General features: G+C 37.1%; 16 protein-coding genes. 3 read left to right on the top strand and 13 right to left on the bottom strand.

Going from position 1 to position 23,931, the window contains the following annotated elements:
* Positions 1-109: 109 nt before the first annotated feature.
* On the top strand, positions 110-307 hold the full coding sequence (locus RIV7116_RS25665; protein ID WP_015121243.1) for a DUF2811 domain-containing protein: 198 nt from the start codon (positions 110-112) through the stop codon (positions 305-307).
* 603 nt (positions 308-910) lie between these two features.
* On the opposite strand, the gene RIV7116_RS25660 is transcribed toward RIV7116_RS25665, so the two are convergent.
* A complete protein-coding gene (locus tag RIV7116_RS25660) occupies positions 911-1,630 on the bottom strand; it encodes a response regulator transcription factor (protein ID WP_015121242.1) in 720 nt (239 codons plus the stop codon).
* Between the two features lie 714 nt (positions 1,631-2,344).
* Here RIV7116_RS25660 and RIV7116_RS25655 point away from each other — a divergent pair.
* Positions 2,345-2,971, top strand: a complete 627-nt coding sequence (locus RIV7116_RS25655; protein WP_015121241.1) for a CPP1-like family protein — start codon at positions 2,345-2,347, stop codon at positions 2,969-2,971.
* Positions 2,972-3,081: 110 nt separating this feature from the next.
* Here the strand turns inward: RIV7116_RS25655 and RIV7116_RS25650 are convergent, their stop codons facing one another.
* The 8 genes from RIV7116_RS25650 to RIV7116_RS25615 form a co-directional block, all read right to left on the bottom strand.
* Positions 3,082-3,762, bottom strand: coding sequence for an HAD family hydrolase (locus tag RIV7116_RS25650; RefSeq protein ID WP_015121240.1), 681 nt, complete (start codon positions 3,760-3,762; stop codon positions 3,082-3,084).
* Between the two features lie 710 nt (positions 3,763-4,472).
* A complete protein-coding gene (hppD, locus tag RIV7116_RS25645; protein WP_015121239.1) occupies positions 4,473-5,543 on the bottom strand; it encodes a 4-hydroxyphenylpyruvate dioxygenase in 1,071 nt (356 codons plus the stop codon).
* Between the two features lie 163 nt (positions 5,544-5,706).
* Positions 5,707-6,963 carry a hypothetical protein gene (locus RIV7116_RS25640; protein WP_015121238.1) on the bottom strand — a complete coding sequence of 419 codons (1,257 nt, stop codon included), beginning with the start codon at positions 6,961-6,963 and terminating at the stop codon, positions 5,707-5,709.
* A 387-nt stretch (positions 6,964-7,350) separates the two neighbouring features.
* Positions 7,351-8,079, bottom strand: a complete 729-nt coding sequence (locus tag RIV7116_RS25635) for a hypothetical protein (protein ID WP_015121237.1) — start codon at positions 8,077-8,079, stop codon at positions 7,351-7,353.
* A 928-nt stretch (positions 8,080-9,007) separates the two neighbouring features.
* Positions 9,008-10,684, bottom strand: coding sequence for a Calx-beta domain-containing protein (locus tag RIV7116_RS25630; RefSeq protein ID WP_015121236.1), 1,677 nt, complete (start codon positions 10,682-10,684; stop codon positions 9,008-9,010).
* An 845-nt stretch (positions 10,685-11,529) separates the two neighbouring features.
* Entirely contained in the window at positions 11,530-13,080 is a 1,551-nt protein-coding gene (locus tag RIV7116_RS25625; protein WP_015121235.1) for an HlyD family efflux transporter periplasmic adaptor subunit, read from the bottom strand.
* Positions 13,081-13,207: 127 nt separating this feature from the next.
* Positions 13,208-16,261 (bottom strand): peptidase domain-containing ABC transporter, encoded by a 3,054-nt coding sequence (locus RIV7116_RS25620; protein WP_015121234.1) that lies wholly within the window; start codon positions 16,259-16,261, stop codon positions 13,208-13,210.
* A 235-nt stretch (positions 16,262-16,496) separates the two neighbouring features.
* The gene (locus RIV7116_RS25615) at positions 16,497-17,255 is read right to left on the bottom strand and encodes a peptidylprolyl isomerase (RefSeq protein ID WP_044291191.1); all 759 of its coding nucleotides are present in this window, start codon (positions 17,253-17,255) and stop codon (positions 16,497-16,499) included.
* 736 nt (positions 17,256-17,991) lie between these two features.
* Here RIV7116_RS25615 and RIV7116_RS36065 point away from each other — a divergent pair.
* Positions 17,992-18,177 carry a hypothetical protein gene (locus RIV7116_RS36065; RefSeq protein WP_157229331.1) on the top strand — a complete coding sequence of 62 codons (186 nt, stop codon included), beginning with the start codon at positions 17,992-17,994 and terminating at the stop codon, positions 18,175-18,177.
* On the opposite strand, the gene RIV7116_RS35245 is transcribed toward RIV7116_RS36065, so the two are convergent.
* The 4 genes from RIV7116_RS35245 to RIV7116_RS25600 form a co-directional block, all read right to left on the bottom strand.
* Entirely contained in the window at positions 18,133-18,405 is a 273-nt protein-coding gene (locus RIV7116_RS35245) for a DUF4114 domain-containing protein (RefSeq protein WP_083894152.1), read from the bottom strand. The two genes, RIV7116_RS36065 and RIV7116_RS35245, sit on opposite strands and share 45 nt — an antisense overlap.
* Positions 18,406-18,657: 252 nt before the next feature.
* The gene (locus RIV7116_RS25610) at positions 18,658-20,589 is read right to left on the bottom strand and encodes a heavy metal translocating P-type ATPase (protein WP_015121231.1); all 1,932 of its coding nucleotides are present in this window, start codon (positions 20,587-20,589) and stop codon (positions 18,658-18,660) included.
* A 100-nt stretch (positions 20,590-20,689) separates the two neighbouring features.
* On the bottom strand, positions 20,690-21,088 hold the full coding sequence (locus RIV7116_RS25605; protein ID WP_015121230.1) for a helix-turn-helix transcriptional regulator: 399 nt from the start codon (positions 21,086-21,088) through the stop codon (positions 20,690-20,692).
* Between the two features lie 197 nt (positions 21,089-21,285).
* Positions 21,286-23,163 (bottom strand): DUF4114 domain-containing protein, encoded by a 1,878-nt coding sequence (locus RIV7116_RS25600; protein ID WP_015121229.1) that lies wholly within the window; start codon positions 23,161-23,163, stop codon positions 21,286-21,288.
* Positions 23,164-23,931: the final 768 nt, after the last annotated feature.

The raw sequence follows: 23,931 nt of genomic DNA, 5'->3' as shown, positions 1-23,931 counted from the left end.
TGATGTCTTTACGCTTGACAGAAGTAAGCTTTATTTCCCACTGTGTCTACCGTAAAGGTCTAGGTCTGTCCGTATTTGCCTTAATAGCCCGATTTTCAGGAGAAGAATTATGAACGCCACAGTAAGCCTATATGCAGTAGTTCCCGAAATACTTCACGAATCTTTGAAGAATTACTTAGAAACCCATCCAGACTGGGATCAAGATCGAGTGCTAACTGCTGCTCTATCTTTGTTCCTTCTTCAAAATGGTGATAGCGATCGCCGAGCTGCTCGTGTCTATTTAGAAACATTGTTTCACCACTGCTAGCAGAAAGGATTGAGCAGTAAAAGCCATCGTAATCTCCCACTTTGATTGAGAATCTTATGAGCATAAGTAAGCGAAATAATTGTCACTAAAGATATACCTTTGATAAGGTGGGAGTATTAGGAAGCGAGTCTATGGAAATGATTTGGTTATTTGTGACATGTCTAGATAAAACCTACGAAAACATTATCTAGAATCTTGATTTAGCATTAATTCCCTATTCGTGATAGCAAAAAACCCGGTCTTTTTTAAGCCGGGTTTGCTAATTAAGTAAAATGCTAAAATTAAACGAATCTCCTTCTTATAAAGAATTCAATTGTTATAAGTCACATTGTTGATTACTTTCTATTCAAAAAATGATAAAACTCAGTTAATAGACAACTAACAAGCTTAATATTTGGGTCTAATATCTCGCTTTTTATAAAAACGATTTAGATATTGTAAAGATATCCTGACACATAAATGATATTTTGAATCAGAAAAATTGAGTGGATGACTTACTGCTTTATCTATCTTTAACATTGAAGTAACAATGTCAAAATTTAAGAACTAAGCGGCAAACAGTAATCTGAGAATACGTAAAAGGAGGTTTAACCTCCCGTTATACTATACTTTCTCAGGTTGTTGGGCTGGAGCTGGACATTCAAACTTATAGCCAACACCACGTACCGTTTGAATTAAAGCAGGCTGAGCAGCATCAGCTTCAATCTTTTTACGAATTTGACCTATATGTACGTCTACAACCCTTTGGTCGCCTACATATTCATAATCCCATACCTCTTGAATTAGTTCGGCGCGTCGCCACACTCTACCAGGGTGGCTGGCTAGGAAATGCAGTAAGTCAAATTCCAATGCAGTCAGGGGAACTGGCAGATTATTGAGCGACACTTCTCTTCGGACGGGATCTATCATCAATTTTTCAAAAACCAAGCGCTTTTGTTCCGCTGTGGTAACAACGCGCTGACGGCGCAGAATGGCTGCGACTCTGACTTCTAACTCCCCTAAACCAAAAGGCTTAGTGAGGTAATCGTCAGCACCTTTGGAAAAGCCGCGAATTTTATCGGCTTCGTCCGCACGACTAGTCAGCATTAAAACAAAAACACCGTTACGACTCTGCATTTCTTGGCAAAGGTTAAACCCTATTACATCTGGTAAATTAACGTCTAAAATTACCAAATCTGGGTTAAATTGCTCGAATAGAGCTAAAGCAGTTTTGCCATCTTCGGCAGCTTCCACTTGATAGCTCTGCTTCATCAAGAAACGTTGAATTAAATTTCTAACGGCAGGATCGTCGTCAACTACAAGAATCTTGGCAGTGGGAGCCATGACCATCACTTTGCAAAAAAATTCATAGGATTTACAAACGGCTAGCGCCCTTAAGGCGCGAATATCCGCATTTGGGCAAAAATAATCTACAATGCTAAAGCTCTCTCAACCGGTTTTTCCATTAAACATACTGGCGTATATCTTAAATGGAGTCGCGGCTTAAAGAACAAAAATTTTATCTTTTATGCAACCCTGAGTATGAAGCAGCAATGCTCCTCTTCCCTTGCGGTAATATCTAATAATTATAGATATTCCTGCATCCAAGTTCGTTACTTGAAGATTAAACTAGAAAACTGGTTACTTCAAGTTACAAAAAACTTAAACGCTATCAATTTTAAATCTATATGTGATTAAACGGCACAAAAAGAAGAATGGGTTTACGGCAACAAATTTTCTCTAGAGAAAATTCGTTGCTTTAAATAAAACACAAATTTTAATTTTTTCATAAAAGATGTTTACTTTTTGTGTTTTTATCTCAAATTCTAGAGTAAAGCCCTAATTGCTCAACGGCATGAGGGGATACACGGAGTTATAGCGATATGTTAAAGTTACTATTAGTGAGAATTACTTGCGTTGATCGCAGCAAGTATTATAGTTATATCTAGGTAAGACTTTTAAAATAAACTGCGATAATATTGGTTTCTAGCAAAATAAATCATAAAATAGTCTTGATTAACAAACTGCTGCCGATTGAGCCTAAAGTAATTAACTCCCATGAGCGACCAAAATCCCTATGAAAAACTTGGGGTATCAGAAGATGCTAGCTTTGAAGAAATTCAAGATACACGCGATCGCCTAGTTGAACAGTATAGTGGTGATAGTCAGCGTCTTGAAATGATTGAAGCAGCTTATGATGCTGTATTGATGGACCGCTTGCGGATGCGCCAAGAAGGAAAAATTAAAGTGCCCGAACGCATTCGCTTTCCCGAACGTAGAGAGCAGGTAGCTCCCGATGTAAGCCCCGTTCCGAAACAACAGTCACCTGCATGGCTGCAACGGATGGTAGATAAGCCGAGTACTCTCGATGTGGTTATACCTGGAGTTTGGTATCTTGGTTTAAGTGCCAATAGCTTATTTTATAGGAGCGGAGGCGACCAAGTTTTACAATTGATGCTAGTACTTGGGGTTGGAGTAAGTATCTATTTTCTTAATCGTAAAGAAAGTAGATTTGGGAGAGCAGCTTTATTGACTTTAGTTGGTTTGATAGTTGGTTTAATTGTTGGGGGACTGATTGCTAGTCCACTTGTACAACAATTGCAATCTGCCAATTTTACGACTAATCAGTTTGCAACTGTAGTCACTTTTGTATTATTGTGGTTAATTTGCAGTTTTCTGAAATAAGTTTTATTGGGAAAATAGGGAATCTTTAGTTGGCAGTTACGGCTCCGACGTAACAATTAATTCCCTTAAACCCATTTTTTATTGATAATTTTAATGTTTATTAAATGCGGTTAGTTTCTAAGTATAAAATCAACTGCTTCTATCAAATTTTTCATAAACATATCTGGGCTATAGGCTTCAAGCTGAGCGCGATCGCGAATTCCGCACTCTACAGCAATTGACTTAACACCATATCTTTTTGCGGCAGTTATATCAGCTTCTGTATCCCCAATCATCCAAGTATTTTCTACAAGCGACAATTCTTTTAATGCACGTTGCATAAGTAAAGGTTTATCATCTATATCACGAGTTTTGACGTAATCATTATTAAGACAATAACGACGATTGGCTGGAAAATAGTCGTATAATTTAAATTTTTCTAAAGCATATTCTAATTCCCGCACTCGGCGCATAGTCATTACCGCCAAATCAATGCCAGCTTGTTGTGCTTTTGATAAAGCCTCTACTGCATCCTTGGCTAAAGTATCAAACTCAAAATATGGCTGCGTATGTACAGTTTGCTTTCGCAATCGAGCAAAACTTTCCGCCTGCTTTTCTTCCAAACCGCACATAATACCTATTTGTTTTTCAGGAATGCGCGAACGCTTCAATTCCCAAAATTCTGTTTTGGAAAGCGTTCGTACTTGTTGATTTTGATGGCGATTTTTTTCTAGACACAATATATATACCTGATAATAACGTTCGGAAACATCACTAATTGGGCCATCAAAATCTGTAATAATTCTTATCATTACAAATCATAACTAAAGTGTATTTACAAATTATCGCAATTGTTGCTAGCTAGCAATCGTAAAGATTTAATAAGTAAATTAATTTCATATTTTAGTGTAATACCAATTCTGTATGAAGCTGCGCTCAATCGCCCATGTCCTTACGGACACGCTCCGCTAACACTCTAGCTATAGTGGAGCTACTTAAACAAAGCCCCTCCGGGTATCTCCCTCCGGGAGACGCTCCGCGTTCACGAAGTGACCCGTTAGGGTAACACTAGTTTGGGGGACCCAAACCGACACCCCCAACTAGATTCACCGTCTACACGGGCTAAATTCGGCGCATCTTTATAAATAAATGGTATGAGGTTATGAAAATTATTTTGAATAATAGTTTGATTTGAAGCAGCTTTAAAATCTATAAATTTTTATTTATTCTTTTTAGGCTACCGTATACACGCAAGGCTTAAAACGCTAACCGCAACAAAGCTTTGAGCTATTCGCAAAATAGATCAAAGCCATGTCATAGACAGGAGGAACGACGAAGCAATAAGCGAAGCTGATTACTTCGCTAGGCTGGCAATAACAATTTAACAGGGTTGAATCCCCCAAAGCTATGCGGAGAGCGCTTGTATGTACACCGTAGCTTCTCTAGAAGGGATAGATTTGGGAGATCCAACAAATAAAATGTCCCACCACTTTATCAATAGCTGCCAAAACAAACCTTATACTTATAAGCTTCCACGCTTGATTTGTTCGAGTTCCATTGCTTCAAATAAGGCGCGAAAGTTACCTTCTCCGAAGCCTCGAGCGCATTGCCTACGCTCTATAAACTCAAAGAAAAAAGTAGGTTGGGGAAAAATAGGTTTTGTAAAGATTTGTAAAAGTAAAGCATTAGGGGAATCTTCCTTCCAATCTACTAAAATTTCTTGTTTTGCAATTTTGACGAGTTCGTTTGGTTTGAGAGGTAAATTAGTTCGCTTCTGTAAATTAGAATAGTAATTTTGAGAAATAGGCAAAAAAGCAACTCCACGGCTGCGAAATTTGGTGATATTACTAATCATATCGCTGGTTTGTAAAGCAATATGTTGAATTCCGGCACCTTGGTTAGCGCTGAGAAATTCTTGAATTTGAGAGTTAGCAGTTGCAGGTTCGTTAATAGGTAGTTGTACGCTGCCATCATGGGAAACCATTACTTGACTGTGTAAAGCAGAATATTCAGTTTGAATATTAAATTTCTGCTGCTCGCGGAAACCTAAAATATTTTGGTACCAAGCAACAGCAGGCTGTAAATTTCCGATAGGGACATTTAAGACTATGTGATCGATGGCTTGGATAAAAGCATTCGAGGAATAATCTTCAACAGCATTCTGTATAAATTGTTTTTGCACTAAAGTATGCGTAAGTCCCCCCCAAGCCATTAGCTTAATTTGGTTAGTGTAAGCCTTGTCTTTTGTGTATTGCGGCACTGTGGGTTTTATAAACTTTATGCCATGGGCTTTAGCTTTAGCAATAATCGCTGGTAAATTGTCTACCTCGAATGCGACATCTACAACTCCAGGTGGATGCTGGCTCAGATATTTAGCTACTGGGCTGATGGAAGATATTGCTGAAGACAGCACAAAGCTAACTACACCGCTTGTAACTACTTCGGTGGAGGTATGAGAATCTGTATTTACACTAACGGGAAAACAACGCCTTAGGGCATCGGCATCTAATCTACGAAAATTAAGATGATGTACAAACCAATCACACCAAGTTTTGGCATCTTCAACATAGAAGTGAACGTAAGCAATTCTCATTTTGATTGAAGAAAAAGGCACTATAAGGGCTTGTCTGGTGTTAATTTTGCCTTTTTTGCCGATTTTTCAATTCACTCTTAAGCAGGAAATAGTTCTTTTTTTTGCAAATTTATTGAATAAACTGAGTTATAGAACAATTATATTAATTTTCGCTAATCGCGATTTACGGATTATCATCTGTATTTTGCTGAGTTGGTATCTTGAACAAAGTAACATATAACTCTGGGCTTTCGGGTATTTGATGAATTACGAACTCAGGCTTATTGACAAAGATATTTTTGACATTATTACCAGGGAGGTGATGAGACACAACTTTGTTTATACCAAAGCTATACTTTTCTTTAAATAATTTGCAGATTTTGGAGAGCTTTATCCATTGATTTGATTTCTCGGTAATTTGTTCTTCAATTATCTCTTTTATCTGACATAGAAGTTTTTCTATTGAAGGTAAAATGGTGTGGTTATGAGTTTCATTGGTTGTACCATTCAAAATAGTCAAATTGCTTGCATGTTGACTAACGTGATAAACGGTTAAATCCTTGTCTTGAAGATAATTGCATAGGTTTTTCATGACATTGTCCGATGCACATAGCAAAACTTCTTTAACTTTCGGAAAATATTTATCAATTGTCCATCCAAAAGCGATAATTTTTTGATCCGCGTTATCTTGACAGCAAGGAACATGCATTAAATCGTAGTCGCGTTGGTGAAATTCGTTATCTTTAGTACCCATATTCTGCCAATTTGCAAAGGCAATTTTGATTTGAATGGGGCTAGTAGAAAAATCTGTTAAAAATTGTTCCGTTTCTGTGGTAATTTCTGTATTCTCTGCATCTATAAGTAATGCTGCGATCGTGCTGTGCTGTTGATTGACTGCTTGTTCGTCTATTTGTGTATTTACAAAATTTACATCTTGATTATTGTCAGAAATAGTTTGTTCGCCTGCTGTAGCTAAAGCTTCTTCCGGAATCGATTTAGTAGAGTTATTGTCAGGTTGATTTTCAGAAATATTTTGTTTATCTGCTTTAGCTACAGCTTCCTGTTGAGTCAATTCCGGAGAGTTTCTATCTTGTTTTTGATTAGAAGAGTTTGATTCTACAACTGTATTGGGGTTTAAATGGCGAATTTTTTCTTGTAATTTGATTAAGACAGGAGTATTCGTAGAATTAGATATTAGTAAAGTATGAATAAACCCTTCTACACGGTTAACTAATAATTCCCAATCCCCAGTATTAGCAATTATTTCTATTAGTTTTGTTTTTAGACGCAGTTGATTGTTATTGTCACGCCAAGATATACTCCTATATTTGTCAAGCAATAATTCTGGTTGCTGTTGCTGAATATAAATAACTGCTTGGCAAACGTAGGTGCCAATCTTATTCAGTAATGGTGCGGGGTATTTAGTCAGCGTAACAGTCATAGCTTGTTTGGAGTAGGTAGACAGGGCATCCTAGCTAATACCGATGTAAAAAAAGGTATGTATTCCTTTATATCTAGTAAAGATTTTATCTGAAAACCGTAAAATTGCTTAAGGGGTACAAATTAGAGGTAATATCAGTGTAATTGCTAAATAGAATTAACACTTAAGTCTTCTAAATATAAAGCTTCCCTAACTTATACTACTTGAAGAGGGTTTATCTAAGCCCTAATTCATAAAAATTGTAAAAATTTTCGATTTTTAAAACAGACAAGTAAGCCCAGTATTTAAAATAATACCGGGTTTATAATCATCTGTGTTTTTACGATTTAATCTTTAACCATATTCAGTCTCAAACTAAAGAATATTCTTGGCAATCAGTCTATGACTCTAGACAGATGGAGAAATCGGAACACCAAAAGGAATCAAATTTTTATTATTCACCTTATTAGATAGAAATTTATTGTTAATAATTTCTTTATAAGTTTCTAAATCCTTTTTCCAGTTACGAATAATTTGATTCAAATCTTGTAAACGAGTTTGGGCTTCGTTGTCGTTAATACTGTAATTAAAATTACCTGAGAATAATACCGCCGGTACGGACTTTTCTTCTGAAATTTGTAGTAATCCTTCGTTAATTGTTAAATTAAACTGAGAACGCTCTAGAGTATAAGCTAATTGAATGGCAGCTTTTACAGGAGTACTACCAAATTCTTGCCACTCTCCTGAAGCAAGTAAATTATTTGATAAATAGTTGGTAGCATCGTTTGACTCTGTGAAAGTTACGAAGCCTTTGGGATTAATTCCTACAGCTTGATATTCTATATTAGGTAGCTTATCTATATACTTAGATGCCAATTGCGGGATTTGTAATTCTTCAATCTCTTTTCCATCAGTAGCTTCAGCAAAAATAACTCGTTTAGGTTGTACGACAATTGCAATCCCATTTTTAAAGACAAGTTGTGTCAAGTTTTTTGTATATACTGGCTTACGCGCTAATTCCCATTCCGATGAAATGATGTTGCTATACTGTAAAAAATCAAAGTTAACAACACTAGGATTCAGATTTTTAGCTGTAATCGCTATTGCTAATTCCTGAGTTTGTATGATTTTATTCATAATTTTACCGATTTTTAGTTTTGATAAAGTATCAAAGTCTTTACTTATGCGATGCGCGCGGCAACAACTACATAAGTAATAATATGGATGCAGCTATATATTAAATGTAAAAATATTGATATTCTGTTTGCAGAAATACTTAAATAAATAAATTTATTTTTTCTGCTGGAAAATTATTTACTTAGGCTATAGAAGTAATTTATTATACACATGACTAGCCTTGTATTCTCTAAAGAAAGTCGTATAAATTATCTTAATTATCAATATGATAAGTTAGTTTTATTCTTAATATTAATTGATGTAATGCTTACTTATTCTAGATAAATAGGGCTGAAGGAATACCCCGCAAAACCAAACCTATATTAGCCGGGTTATAATCTTTGCATGAAAGCAGCGTGTCTTTAAGAAATCAGCAACATATTGTTTTGGGCTAGTCTACAAGCAAGAACGCTTGGTATAGACTTAGTTTAATCCAATCTAGTGGTTCGCCAAGCGAACTTTGCTGGGTTTAGCGTGGAAATAAAAAGTTTTTTCTCCCCCTGCTCCCTCCGCTTCCCCTGCTCCCCCTGCCTGCCCTTACCCGGCAATTGTGGCTTGCCAGAGTACTAGGTAGCGGACGATTGTAAAGCCGGGAACGAAGTATCCTTAAATAGTTAATAATATTTAGGCTCTTTAGTAATCAAATCAAAGCGTAATCAGTGCCTAAATACTAAATGTGACAGATCGAATTATCTCCTAACTAAAATTAACAACAATCCATTGGCTTAAGATAATATCAACAAAAATAAATTTAGTCCCTCCCTATTAAAAAGGAAGGGTTAAGGTGTTATCAAAATCAGAGTTCTAAAATCGAAACAGTTAGCAAAATGTTAAATTAGGGTGTCAAACTCTAGCTGCATAGCCAATAATAGAGAAATCAGCAAACAAGTTAAATAGTTTTAACCTCTGCTTGGATAACGATATCGTCGAAGTCATTATCACCACCATTGAACATATCTTCAAAACCAAAAGTATTGTTTCCTAAAGAGCGAATATGCTCTGCTTTATCGGAATTGGCTTGAGCAAACGAAAAGTAAACTTGGCTGAAATCACCGTCAACCGCAATTAATGGAGCGTAATAATGTTCTCCAGAGAGACTGCCTTCGATAGTAATAGAACTTTGACTCTCTTCTAAGCTCAATTCGAGTTCTGGTTCCCGAAGCTGGATTGCTAATTTTGCATAAGCTTCTCCATCGCTTGGTTTGAACTCTTCTCCGGTTACGGGATCTGTAATGCTTCCTTCTATATCGTTGATTTTGTAAAATCCAACAACATTGTCATATATTGCTTCTCTTTCTACAGTGAAGTCTAATGTCACCTCATCTGTAAAAGATTGTAAATCCATTAGATTCCCTTTAAGAAGACTTCCATAATCTTGCGGTTGTGGAATTTGGACTTCATTTTGAGGAATGATTGCTGAACTTTGGGCAACATCATCGTTTTCTATGACGGCAACTTTGTTATACTCTGTTTCATTGTTAGCAAAGGTTGCTGAAGATAAATTGTTAAGGTTTAGGGTAAACTCTTCATCTTGCTCTATCTCGCGATCGCCATTAACTATGATGTTAATTGCTGCACTAGTTTCGCCAGTCGGGATGGTAATTTGTCCAGATGCTTGATTGTAATCAGAAACAGCAATTGCGCTTCCATCGACAGTTTGGTAGGAAAACTGGATCTCCTCGGTAGCAGGTGAAGATAAATTAACCACAAATTGGGCAATACTGGTTCCGATACTCCCTTCTTGGATGGAGACGTCCTCGACATCTATGATGGGAAATTCGAGATCGGTCAATCCGTCGATATTGCTACCTATGCCTAAATCGTCTCTATTGTCAATCCCTGTTTCGATAGAGGTTGGTGGGTTTGGCGAGCCGGAATTATCAACTAGATTTTTTTCCCCTGTTTTTGAATTTTGTTCGTTTCCGTTATCTGATGAGTTCTCTTTTACAGCTTGATTTGGAGGAGGTGAAGCAACTTCAATTTCATCATTACTATCGCCTTCTGAATCACTATTCTGAGATTTATCGGCAACTAAACCACCCATATGATCGACAAATCGGGCAGCTAATTGTGATGCTTCATTGACTATCACTGGTTCATCTGAATCTATAATTCTCAAATCTTGGATGTTTGCAGCTCCAATACCATAAGCTTGAACATCAGCAACCTTGTGTAAAGCATATGCTGATTCTTTAAAACTTCCTCCTATGGTTGAATATCCATCAGAGAGAAATTTGACTGTGTTTTTTCCTCCACTGGGTACCGTAGAGTAAAATTGATTTGCTGTTTCAAGTGCTGCGTTGAAATTAGTAAAACCATTTTTTCCAGACAAACCTTTAATTTTTGAAATTGCCTCTGTGGCATTTAATGGTCCATAAAGAGATGCATCAGAGCCAAAAGGAATTACTGCAAAGTTGCTAACATCTGCAATGCCTATATCTATCAAAGATTGAATCGAACCTATATAAGCATCTTTGGCTTTCTCTAACGTTTTTTCATCGACACTATTGGATACGTCAATTAAATAAGCAAAGTTGTATTGGTTCACGTTTTCCGAATCAAGCATTTTCATTCTTCCTTTTTCTTAGTTGTTATCTAAAAATTGTTTCTTGAGACAGATGCACTTCAAAATAATATTGCTGTGTTATGCTACATGTAGAAAATTAAATTTACGGTAATTGGACTTTCTTCAAAACAGGATTCTTTTTACTTTCTGAAGATATTATTTTGCAGATGTTCCCTTATTTATAAAAACTATCCGGATTTTTTACAGCCCTTTTACGACAACAATTTGGGGGCTTTAGCCCTATAGCTCATTTCCAAAATTCATATTATGCGAGGAGCACAAAATAGTTAAAACCGCAAATATTTTCCTTGAAAGTAAATTGCCATATGTCATCTTAAAAAGTATTAGTTAGCAAAAAACCAACCTATTACTATGTGTCAGTAGGCAATACCCAAATGGACGGTTTGAATGGTATTTCAACTCGCTTGAATTTCAGCAAGCTGCAATACAGCAATACAATCTGTTTGCTATATCCTCCGGAAATGTTGTGCTAAGTAGCTATAAAATAACTATTAAGACAACACTTATTAAAAGTAGAGCATGTTATTTTACTTTTTGGGTAGAAATAATCTTATTTTAATTTTCTACCATTATGCCTATTTACCTTTTTCAAGAGACGAATCTGACTCTCTACACTGATAGAACAAGAGGGGAACACTAGCCTAGTAATCTTACTTATACACAATAATCTAAAATATTAGATAGTAAATAAAATAACACATATATTTTATTTCTTTATAGGAAGTTTATTGTTTTCTTACAATTATAGTTAAATTCCATCTCATAAATCACTATGAGATGGAATTGCATCATATTTTATTAAAAAAAGGTTAAATTTTGGCTAGTTATCTCACAAATTTGACGCTTTCAACCGTTTTGGTAAATTTGTCGGTAAATATACTCAAGATACTTCTGTCTCGCGTCTTTATATTAGCTGTAACGGACATACCAGATTGAAGTGGCAATTGTCTTCCGTTAGCTGATAGAGTTTGTCTATTCAACTTAACCTGAGCCGGAAAGCGATAGTAAGGATAAATTTCATCTGGGGGTAAGGCATCTTTACCTACAGATACCAAAGTACCTTTAATATCGCCGAATTCACTGAAGTTATAACTTTCAAATCTAACATCAACCGGCATTCCTTCCTTAACAAACCCAATGTCTTTATTAGTTATAAATATCTCAGCCATCAGTGATTGTTCGGGTACGACTTTGAGGACGGGTTCGGTAGTGTTAGCTACATATCCAGGATTGCTGGCTTTTAAATCAAATACAACTCCATCTACTGGAGCTCTAACAACTTGGTACTTCCTAGTTAATTTTGCTTGTTTAATTTGACCGTCTAATTCCGCAATTCGCTTTTCATTCTCGACAATTGATTTATTAATTTGACTATCAATTTCAGCAATACGTTTTTGATTATCTGCAATTTGAGTTAATGTATCTTTGGCAGAAGTTGATAAAGCATTTTGTAATTGCTGACCTGTTTGAGTAATGGCTAATCTTAAACGCTGTATTTCTTGACCTAATTGAGCAACTTCACTCTTGCGATTGCTAACTTCTTGCTTTTGCTGTAGATATTGTAAACGAGCAATTGCTCCTTCTTTAAACAAAGGTTCTAAATCGTTAAGAATACCTTGATTGATAGCTAGAACATTCCTAGCATTATCAAGTCGTTCTTTAGTTTGTGCTAATTGTTGTTGTAATTGAGCTTGTTCTAATTTTATTTGAGCGGCTTGGGTTCTTAGTTCTTGTTGGCTGGAAAATAAACGTAGTTGCTGTTCTCCGGTTAAATTTGCACCATTAGCATTTCCGCTCAACAGCGCTCGATAAAATTGATTTTCTTGTAATAAAGCGCTTCGGCTTTGTGCCAACCTTGCCATTTCTTGAGGCACTTTAACTGAAGCTACGGTAGAGGGGGAACCGGAACCACTGAACAAGCTGCGATAAAACTGATTTTCTAGCTTCAAAGCTTCGCGAACTTTTCGGGCTGTTACAAGCTCGGCTTCAGCACCTGCATGGTCGAGATTTAAGAGTACGTCTCCCTCTTTAACTCGTTGCCCATCTTTAACAAAAACCTTTTCTACCATACCGTTGATGGGAACCTGTACTTCTCTAACGGCTCCCTGGGGTTCTAATTGTCCTTGAGCGGGGATCGCTTGGTCAATTTTGGAAAAGTATGCCCAGGAAATTGTAAATACGGTTACACCCAGAATGCTCCATAACGCCGCCCGCGACAACATTGGCGATCGCCGTAAAATTACGGGTTGGTCAAATTCAGGGACATGGGATCTACCACTTTTTTGGTGAATAGAATCTTGGGGAGTTTTTGCCAATCCAGGAAGTACAGATTGCGGAGAGTTTTTACCGTTAAGATTACCGTTGAGTTGAGTCATGGGAATTTAGGAGTTAGGAGTTATAAGTTAGGAGTTAGGAGTATAAGATTTAGGAACTAAGATTAGAAGTTATAAATTAAACCTTTCACTCCTCAACCTTCGACCTTTAACCTTAAACCTTTGACCTCTAAATTTGTGCTTCTTGCTGTTGATATAGGCAATAGTAGCGCCCTTTAAGCGACATTAATTCTTGGTGGGTTCCCTGTTCTACAACATAACCTTTATCTAACATTAAAATAATGTCGGCATTACGGATTGTACTTAGTCTATGTGTAATAAAGAAAACAGTTCTGCCTTTAAAGGCTTCTGCTAAATTCAAGCATACCTGACGTTCGGACTCATAGTCGAGAGCGCTGGTAGCTTCATCAAGAATTAATAAGCGCGGATTTTGTAAAATTGTACGGGCAATTGCGACTCTTTGACGCTGTCCACCGGATAAAGCGCTACCTCGTTCGCCTACTCTACTATTGTAACCGTTCGGCAAATCCATGATAAATTCATGGGCTACTGCAATTTTGGCTGCTTCGATAATCTCCTCTGGAGTAGCATCGGGATAGTTTAAGGCGATATTCTCCTGTACGGACCCTTCAAAAAGTAAGGTATCTTGTGGCACAATACCTACTTGCTGTCGTAGTGAGTAAAGTTCTACTTTGTTGATGTCGTAACCATCAATGAGAATGCGCCCGGATTCTAAGGGATAAAGACGCGGTAGCAGTTTCATCAATGTACTTTTACCGGAACCACTTTGACCGACGACACCGACAAATACCCCAGCTGGAAATTCCAAGCTAATGTTATTTAGCTGCATTGGTCCGGTAGGTTTGAAACGGAAAGAAACGTTATCGTATTTGACGGCTCCTTCAATCATCGGCATGGGAATGTTACCTCTGTCTTCTTCAGTAGCTTCTTGAGGCGAGTCGATAATGTCACTCAAGCGTTCTAAAGATAAAGCTGTTTCTTGAAAGTTCTGCCACAACTGAGTAAGACGTAATAAAGGAGAAGTTACATAACCGGCTATGATGCGAAAAGCGATTAGCTGTCCCAAAGTTAGTTTGCCGTCTAATACCAGATAAGCTCCTACCCACAGTACAAGTAAACCAGAAAGCTTGTTGAGAAAACCACTAGTAGAACCAGCAGCAGTAGAAGTTTGTACCGTTTTGAAGCCAGCACTAACATAACGAGAATAACGTTCTTGCCATTGCCAACGGGAACGTAATTCAATGTTTTGCGCTTTAACTGTCTGAATACCCGATAAAATTTCAACTAAGTGGGATTGTGCATGAGCATTACGCTCTGCTTTATGCCGTAGCTGTCGGCGGACAATAGGAGAAACGACAAAGGTAAGAATAGCAAATAATGGCAGCGTACCTAAAGCGACTAAAGCCAATATCCAGCTATAAATAAACATTACTACGATGTAGATAACGGAGAAAACCGCATCTAAAACCACTGTTAAAGCAGTACCAGTTAAAAAGCTACGAATTTTTTCTAATTCGTTAACCCTGGTGGAAAGTTCACCTACGGGTCGCTTTTCAAAGTAACGTAACGGTAAACGTAGTAAGTGGTCGATGATTTCCGAACCTAAAGCTAAATCGATACGGTTTGTCGTATCTACAAACAAGTAAGTCCGAATAGTACCAAGTATTGCTTCAAAAACTGCAATCACTAATAGAAATACACCAAGAACTTGCAAGGTATCCGGACTGTTCTGATTAATTACTTTATCAATAATTACTTGTGTTACCAGGGGGTTTGCCAAACCAAACAACTGGAAGAAGAAGGAGGCGATAAATACTTCTATGAGTACGCCTTTATATTTATTTAACGAAGGTAAAAACCAACTTAACCCGAATTTTTGCTGTGGTGTTTCTTCGGTGGCTTGCAGCAGCAATACAGGAATAGCCTCTTGTTGCTGTTCTTCGTTTTGAGGTTGCGATTGAAGCAGTACCTGCGCGACATCTGAAGTTTTCTGAGTTAGGATTCCCGATTCTGGTACGCCTACTACTGTTGTTTTAGGACTAACTTCGTAAAGTACGGCAAAACTATCTTGCCATTGAACAATTGCAGGGGGTTCAATTCTTCCTAATGCGCTTGCGGGTACGCCAATTAATTGGGGTCTCAAACCAACTAACTGTGCTACAGCTCCGCATTGCTGTAACGATAAGGAACCCGTGCGTTTCTCTTGGTTAACTAACACTTTACGAATAACTTCCTTGCGGAAGGGCATATTTAAATGCTTACTCAACATGTGGAAGCAAGCCAGAATAGCGTTTATTGAACCGCTTCCGCGCACGTGGGGGTACTTATTCGCAGCAGCAGAAGACTTGTATCCGCGATCGTATTCAGCTTCGGGAGGCTCAGCAGGTGCGTAGGGAATATCTTCATATGTTGTTGAAGAGCCACCAGGGGGAATTACTTCGGTTATGTCCGCTTGCTGTACGTCTTCGGTAGGATTTTGTAATAAAGTGTCTGATGGTGAAAACACTTCTGCTGTTATTCCCAACAAACGAACCCGGCTTCCTCTTGGTAAAGATTCATCTGCATCAAAACGATTGCCGACTAATTCGGGGGAAACGCTTCCTCCGCTGACTAACCAGTGATAATCGGGACTTAATTGGTTAGCTCGCGAGCCAGTAGTTAAGCTAACAATTTGTGTGTCATCAAAAATCTTTAGCGCTAATTCTTTGGTATTAGCACAATTTAATGCTTGTAAAATTAATTGGTTATTTGCTTGCTGTCTCAGCTGTTTCGACAGTAATTCAAATACTTCAACTATTCCCGCACGATTATAAAAATATGCACTAAAATTTTCATCTTCACCTAATAAAGCCAAAAACTCCGCAGCATCAATATTAATACAAATAACTTCCGTCGAAGCTATAGCAGTAGAACCAGGTACACCCCGTACTGTTTCTAGCCAACCCATAACTGCTCCGGGTTGGAGTCTTTCTAAAGTTACAGGTATTTGAGTTTGAGGTTCGTAACCGAGTAAACGCACTTGCCCGGAAAAAAGAATTGATATTTGAGCGGGCATTTTTTCCCGTGCTAGGATAACCTGTCCCATCCGGTAGCGGTACAGTTGTGCTTTTTCTAAAAGCTTTGCCATCCCCCCGGGCTGCAGCTGATTAAAGGGAACAGTCCCTGCTAAAAATTCTTGGATATTAGTTGTTGTATAAGTCATTTTTATTTTGGATTTTGAATTTTGAGGACATTACGGTATTGGGGAGCAACTATCTGGGGTGTGGGATTATTTGCTGTGGTTGTGTATAGGAGCTTACCTAAAAATGCAGGCAATAAAACATCGCATAGCTTGCTTATTTTTTCAATGGGATAAAAAATAAATATAGTTAAACATTTCTAATTTGAAACTGTTTAAATTCAAATCCAAAATCCAAAATTTAAAATCTAAAATAGAATTACCCCTCGCTAGAATCATCTTTGTCTGCCGATAGCTGCCCGTTTTTGATTGCAGAAGATATTTCTCCTTGTAGCCAGCTTTCAAATTGCTCGTTTAGCAGTCGCTTATGTGTAGCTGCGTCTAACTGAGCCGGAAGAAATTGTTCTAACCGCACTATTAAAATCCAATCTCCTAGACGAGTCGGGGGTAATGCTTGCCCCGGTTGAGATTTGAGCAACATTTTTGCTAAAACTGGATGGGGCACTCCTAACTCTACCGGACCAATCAATCCACCTGTCTGGGCTTCCGGACCTTTTGAATATTCGCGGGCTAATTCTGCGAAGGGCTGCTCATTTTCTTGAACGCGGAAGTATAATTCTTGAGCCACAGCAATATCATTTACGCGAATTAACGAATAAATGACTTTGTCTAACTTTTCCTTTCGTTGAAGAAAATATGGCTCTACCTTTGCTCCCCAAGTATCTTGTTTAAATTTTTCTAATTTAAGAGTACGAGTGACCAAGTAGTCTAGTTGTTCTCGTTCCAAGCCACGGGATTTTAACCAAGCTTGTAATTGTTCCTCATTTCCTAACTGCTGTTGTTGATAAAATTGTTTATACGCTTCTGTTACTTCTTCTTCTGAGAGCGAAATAGAAGCAGTCGCGTCATCAATAACTATTTCTCTTAGTAGCTGAGGCAGCATTCCGTACTGCTTGAGCAGTGGAAGAATCTCATCAACATTAATAGCGCGATCGCCGATTTGTAAAAGTGCGGTCATAATATCAGTATCATTCGGGTTGCCCCTGTCATAAATTGCTTCAATCAAAGTATGTCCATGAAGTTATTAACAGGCTAAATTAAGGTTAATAAAAGATGAATGACAACATTATTTGCTTAATTTTACTCTTGACTGCTGAATGTTATTAATACCTAGATTTGGAAACATATGCCATTCGGGTAATTACTGAAAAATATAGTAATGAAAAAATCCTATATTTGCCAAGGGTATAAACAATACATAAGTAAGTATTTTGACAGCAATTGTCTAAAAGCTAATATATTTAATAGTTTAACCGTTGTTAAAAGTTGATATATGTTTTTTAACTTTATTGCAAATAAAAGCAGGTTTAGCAACCTGCACTCACGATCAATTAAACAATGAATTAAAATAATAAAAACCGTAAATTTTACCTTGACATAACGAACTTGATAGTTATTATAGTCACTGCTAAGCTGTTTTGCATTAAACATGCACAATACTCTTGGCAGAAGGAAGAAGGAAGAGGGAAGAAGGGACAACAGTTGTAGCCATTAGTCAATGCCAAATAAATATATAAGTTAAATGCTTCCGCAGCTTAGTTCATTTTTTGCTTATATCCCTATAATAACTTTGAGTCGTCTTTAGATAGTTGAAGTTATCAGTATTTATTCTGATATATATCAAGTAAATAGTCGGATTATTAAGAAGTTAGTCTGATAATTTAGTGAAAATAAATAGTGGTAATAGTTCACGTATGAATACATCCGTTCTAATTGCGATGATTGAATTAGCTTTACCTCCTCAAACAAATCCGACGCTTAACGTTCAATGTGGTGAAATATTGCTATTCCACCACATTATGATTTCTAGACTAAGGCAAGCAGGTTGTAAGTTTTTAAATGCTAAAACTTATCTTGACAATCATGTCGTTATAGTCTGAGTCTCCACCGTTGGGTAAATCTTCAAAACCAAAGGTGTTATCGGAGAGTAAGCGAATATGGTCAACTCCATCTTCTAAAGTTGCGGTGTAGGTAAGATTATCTCCCTTATCAACATCGGAAAATGTATTTCCTGGAATGGTAAAATTAAAGGCGACATTTTCTGAAGCTGTTTGATTGGCAATAATATTGTCAATAACTGGTACATCGTTAACGCCATTGATGGTAATTGTAGCTGTTGCCTTATCAGTACCACCATTACCGAATTTATATTAACTACTTGTTACATTTGTCTCCTTTAATTACACTGTTGTTCGGCGTTGCTGAATTTAAATATGAAATTGCGTTTTATATTGTTAGAGGCGTAGTAATGCTACATCTCGACGTCATCCGAAAAGGTAAATGTAATGTGACCATAAGGTTACGCTTTACTGACATCGCTGGATTCAGCAATGTTATTTTTTTGATTTGTATCTATTTATTCAATTAACTTTCAAAATCCTACCTGCATTCAAAATTGCCAACAGAGCTACCCCCACATCTGCAAATACCGCTTCCCATAAAGTTGCAATACCAAATATTCCTAAGATAATAAATAAGCCTTTGACTCCCATAGCCAAAACGATATTTTGCCAAACAATTTTGTGAGTCTTTTTACCAACTTGAATCGCTTCAGCAATCTTAGAAGGAGCATCTGTCATCAGTACCACATCCGCTGTTTCAATGGCTGCATCCGAACCCAATCCTCCCATTGCCATACCTAGATCGGCTCTAGCAATTACGGGTGCGTCGTTAATTCCATCACCAACAAACACTACTTTCTTACCTTTACTAGCTTTACCTAAATATGTCTCTATGGCTTCTACTTTATCTTCGGGTAATAACTCTGCAAGATAAGAGTCTAAATTTAACTGTCGAGCAATGATTTGAGCAACGGTTTGATTATCTCCGGTAAGCATAACAATTTGTTCCACACCAGCATTCTTTAAATTCCGAATCGCTTCAACTGCATCGTCTTTGAGTTCATCAGCGATAGTAATTCTTCCCCTGTAAACCCCATCTACAGCTACATGTACTATCGTTCCCTCAACGTCACATACATCATGCTCAATATTCTCTCGAAGTAGCAAACGAGAATTCCCTACAATAACAATTGAATTCCCGACTCTAGCTTGAATGCCATGTCCGGCAATTTCCCGATAATCTTTCACATCTGAAGTTTCAACCGATTCACCGTATGCAGATAAAATTGATTTTGCTACTGGATGATTAGATTGTGATTCAACTTTTGCTGCTAGATGTAATAATTCTGTTTCACTACAACCGTTTTTCGGAACTATTTGAGTGACATTAAAAACTCCTTTGGTTAAAGTTCCAGTTTTATCAAATACAACTGTTTGAACATCTGTAAGAGTATCGAGAAATGTTGAACCTTTGACTAGAATACCTCTTTTCGCAGCACCTCCAACACCACCGAAATAGCCCAGGGGAATACTAATTACTAAACCACAAGGACATGAAATTACTAACAACACCAAAGCACGATAGACCCATTCTGCTGAAGTTTCACCTGGTACAAATAGTGGTGGTAATATTGCTACTGCTAAAGAGAAGAAAACAACTACTGGAGTATAATAGCGAGCGAAGCGGGTAATAAATTTCTCAGTAGTCGCTTTTTTGCTACTAGCGTTTTCTACTAAATATAGAATTTTGGAAATCGAAGATTCTTCAAATAACTTGCTGACTCGAACGGTTAAAACACCGGATTTATTTATCGTTCCTGCTAAAACAGTTTCTCCAACTTGAACGGTTCGCGGTACGGATTCTCCAGTTAATGGAGAAGTGTCTACTTGCGAAGCACCCTCTGTAATTTCGCCGTCTAAAGGAATTTTCTCGCCCGGTTTGACGACAATTATGTTACCAACTTGGACGCTTTTGGGGGAAACTGGTTTCATTTCACCATCTACTTTGAGATTGGCTGAGTCTGGACGTACTTCTAAAAGCGATTTTATCGAAGAGCGAGAGCGACTTACTGAAAAATCTTGGAAAAGCTCTCCAACTTGGAAAAATAACATCACCGCTACAGCTTCGGGAATTTGATGAATGGCGATTGCTCCTAATGTGGCGACTGTCATCAGGAAGTTTTCATCGAATATTTTACCCCGCAGTATATTACGTCCGGCTGCGGTCAAAACAGCCCAACCACTTATGAGATAAGCGGGGACAAAAACCAAGTACTCACCTAAAAAAAAGCGAGTGTTGTGCAAATCTTCATAGAAAATCAAACCTATCACAAACAAAATCATCGACAGTGCAACAGGTACAATTTCATTCTTCAGGCTGAATTCTCCATAATGACTGTGACCGCCATCGCGTCCACAGCAATCAGAATGCGTTGACTTGTTCGATGTCATTATTTTCCACTCCAATACATGAATTATTGTACATGTGAACATGTATTCATATATTATCGAAAGTAATGTTATTTGTACAAGTTTTAATAATTACTCAAAATCAAACTTCTGCCTCGTCAATGTGAGAAGCCACTTCACGGTATACATTAGTAACGTGACTATCTGCCAAGCTGTAATAAACATTGCGTCCTTCGCGGCGATATTTTACCAGACGCATAGTACGTAAGATTCGCAGTTGATGAGAGACAGCAGATTCACTCATCTTTACAGATGCGGCTAAATCACAAACGCACAACTCTTGTTTCGCTAAAGCCGACAGCAGGCGCAAACGGTGCGGGTCGGCTAAAGTTCCGAAAAAATCAGCCATCTGCTGTGCTTTTTCTGTAGGTATGATTTCTAGCTGTACTTGGCGAACGGTGTTGATATGCACTTCAGTAGACTCACAAGTCCACGGTGAATCAAGTTTTGATAGTTGCTGTTTTGGTTTAGATTTAGGCATGGGAGAAGGTATTTATACAAGACAGAGCATATCTCTTTACTATCTTGGAAGAATAGTTTAACTATAAATAGTAATATTGATTATCATTGTAGCCAAAACTGAACAACTGTTCAGCTATTAAGCAATATTTCCAAGCAAGTATGCCACTACTTGTGCCAGTTGTGTGAGTCCTATCTATTATTAGATGAGATTTATTTTTAGACGGTAAAATCTATTGTGACAATCAAATCGTTATAGTCTTTGTCTCCACCTCCAGCTAAATCTTCAAAACCAAATTTGTTGTCATCTATTAATCGAATATGATCGAAATTGTCGCTGTTTGCACCTTGATATGCAAAGTAAACTTCTGCATTGTTGCTAAGAGCATCAGATAAATCACCATCGGCGATAATGAAAGGAGCAAATATAGTTCCACCTGCAAATGTTCCGTTGAATTCTCCTCGTTTATCAGTATGTAATAATTCCAGACTCGTTATTCGGTTTTCTAGGGCTGCTTGTTTGTATCTAGAATCACCAGGATTTATTATTTCATCATTGACTTCAATTCCACCGCTAGCATTATTCACTGCATAAAAACCAATGAGGTTGTCGTAGTCTGCATCACGGGTAACTTCAACGGAAGCTTTTACCGTACTAATTTGATTCGTTAAATCGATTAGCTCGATGTTATTACTCTTTTGTAAGTTTGTGCCGATAGGTTCTGATTTGCCGCTGTTTACAGAAATGCCAGGTGAAATAGGCTGTTCTGATATAGTGCTATCTGATGAACTAGCACGTAAGAGCCAATTTTTTCCTGTTAATAGAGAAGTGGAAAAGTTATTTAGGTCTAAATTACCGGCCTTATTTGCAGCTATCCAAGATTGCTGTGCCGATGAGTCATTATCTACAGGAACCCATGTGGGATTGTTGTTTTGACTTCCATATAAAGCTCCAACGAAAAATGTATTTTCTACTTTTGTAGGTTGAATCGGGATATGAGCAAAATCCTCTTTATCTAAAATATTAGTATCAATTTCTAAGATTTTCTCGTCGCTATCTGGCTGTCTGTCGTTATCTCTGTCTTGATAGAGAAAAACTTTTGATGGGTTGCCTAAGTTAGATAAACCTACTGAGATAAAATCAATAGTTTGATATTTAGCATCGGCGGTGTAAGCATTAAATACTATTGCATCCCCGCTACCTGGATTATAGTGTGCATCTCGCTTGCCGTCATCTAGTTGATATGTTTTACCGTCTATCATTAAGTCTAGCTTGACGTTTTCGTCGTTTACAGTGACTTTCTCTGTCTTGATATTTTTGTTATCCCGGATAAATTCTACCTGATATTCTCCAGGAGATAATAAAGTTTGATATCCACCAGCATCTTGAGTTGCGATTGAAGTACTGAAATCTGGGTTGCTAATACCGCTAATATTTAAAATAATATTGTCTAAACCTTCACCAATACTGTAGAAGTCATTGTTATCGACATCACGAAATGCTGTACCGAGCAGCCAGGATCTATCGTTTGCTGTTAGATTTTTACTATTCGCAAAATGTTGAGTTGTGACAACAGAGCCAACTTTCGTACTACTATTATTTTCCGGTAAAATACCTATCCCAACTTCTCGAAAGCGGTTAGACATAATAGCATTACGGTGTGCGGGAGGACTTTGGATTCCGTTAGTACTGTTCCCCCAGTCGATAGCAAAAGCCGCATGACTTTCAAATACCGAACTTCCGTAAGCGTAAATATTTTCTGCTATGGTTGTAAATTCATAACCAGTATTACGAATGCGATCGCCTAATTTCGGTTCATTAGGTAAATTGTGTGATTGTTTATCTTCCTCAATCATCAACTTGCTGTGAGTAACAGCAGACTCATGTAGTTTATTTGACCAAGCTACTGGCTGTGAGGCTTGGAGTTGATTCCATTGAGATTTCAATACATCTAAATTGACATTGAAATAACTTAAAGCGCTTTTAATATCTTCATTACTAGAATCAACTAATAAATCGTATTCAGCCTCCGGATTAGTTCGGATTCGATTAATCAATTCGAGCATGTACTGCTCTTTTGCATTTGGATTTGCCATTTTTACTGCTCAATAAAGGAATATGTAGCGGAACATAATTGAAATCAGTAGATGCTGGCACCCAGTTTAGATTTAGATATTATTGCCGACTAGAAGCAAGAGGGAAATGAAAAATATGAATTTTGAATAACATCAAGTGATGAATAAAAAACAAATACAACTTACTAATATGGAATTACGAACCAATTTTGAATTAATTACTAATTTGTTTTTTGGTAAACATACTTATTTGATTTGTTTAGCTAAAATCCTGATAGATGAATTGCAGGACTGTAAGGGATTTTTTTGCAGTTAATGGTAATTTTTCTGAGGGCTTTTTTTATGTAGGATTAGTTTGACTATTCCTACTTTTACTTAGGTACATATACTGGATTACCCTTAGCTGTTAACATTTTCTATAGAATCTAAATTATAGTAGTTTTTAGTTTCGCGATAATCTAGCAAGTGTCGTTACTTTTTAAGCAATATATAAAAATATTTTTTTTAGTTAGGAGATATAAAGCAATAATATGTTGATTTTTAGCGATTATTGTAATGTTTGTAGTCGTTGTGACAAAATATTTATAATCATTAGTATAGATTACTGCTAAACTGATAATTTGAGTTGATGAAGTATCAGTAAATAATTTATAAAATTATTTTAAAATATTTTATATTCAGATAAATAGAAAGAACTTTTAATTATTTATAATAATATGAAAAAGTACCTAGAAAAATGTTGCTAAGTACTAATATTGATATAGTTATGAAACTTGAAATTTAATGAGA

This window comes from Rivularia sp. PCC 7116 (genome assembly GCF_000316665.1).
GTDB lineage: Bacteria > Cyanobacteriota > Cyanobacteriia > Cyanobacteriales > Nostocaceae > Rivularia.
Note: the sequence above shows the minus strand (reverse complement) of the source record. Positions and strands in the feature narration are given on the sequence as shown.